Source organism: Pseudomonas sp. Ant30-3 (assembly GCF_000690905.1).
Taxonomy (GTDB): Bacteria; Pseudomonadota; Gammaproteobacteria; order Pseudomonadales; family Pseudomonadaceae; genus Aquipseudomonas.
In genome coordinates this window covers 1-449 of record NZ_JMCL01000204.1, presented here as the reverse complement: position 1 = coordinate 449, position 449 = coordinate 1, and the positions used below count along the sequence as shown (strand labels likewise).

The window sequence follows — 449 nt, the reverse complement described above, 5'->3', positions numbered from 1 at the left end:
AGCTGGGCAAGCGTCAAAGCGGTTCTGGTTCATGCGCAATCCGGACACCTGCACAACATTCCTCTTGTAAGAAACCGATCAAATTCTCTAGGTGCCCATACTCGGGTATACAGACAATCGTGCGGCTATGTTTCTCCTGCCGGATCAGCCCTACCTTGGCCATGCGCGCAAGGTGATGTGATAGCGTCGAAGCAGGAATACCCAGCCCCTTCTGGATATCTCCGGCCGAAGCCCCATCATGGCCAGCTTTGACCAGAAAGCGGAACACGGACAGTCGGTGACTATTCCCTAGCTCAGCTAAGCTGGCTGCAACCTTTTCGTGATCCATAGCACGCCCCAATAATTCGATGTTTCTAGAATTATAGTTGACAGGTCGGATAAACGCAAGTAGGCTGCGTACATCATTTCGACAATACTAGAAATATAGGAGTAATATTGAATGTCATCTC

At 49.7% G+C, this 449-nt stretch carries 1 protein-coding gene; it reads right to left on the bottom strand.

Annotated elements, in window-relative coordinates; all coding sequences use genetic code 11:
* Nucleotides 1-13: 13 nt before the first annotated feature.
* A complete protein-coding gene (locus DU29_RS1000000132055; RefSeq protein WP_020742476.1) occupies nucleotides 14-328 on the bottom strand; it encodes an ArsR/SmtB family transcription factor in 315 nt (104 codons plus the stop codon).
* Between the last annotated feature and the right edge of the window lie 121 nt (nucleotides 329-449).

Coding starts and splice junctions, on each gene's coding strand:
- DU29_RS1000000132055 (WP_020742476.1), bottom strand. CDS start 328: ATGGATCACGAAAAGGTTGCAGCCAGCTTAGCTGAGCTAGGGAATAGT.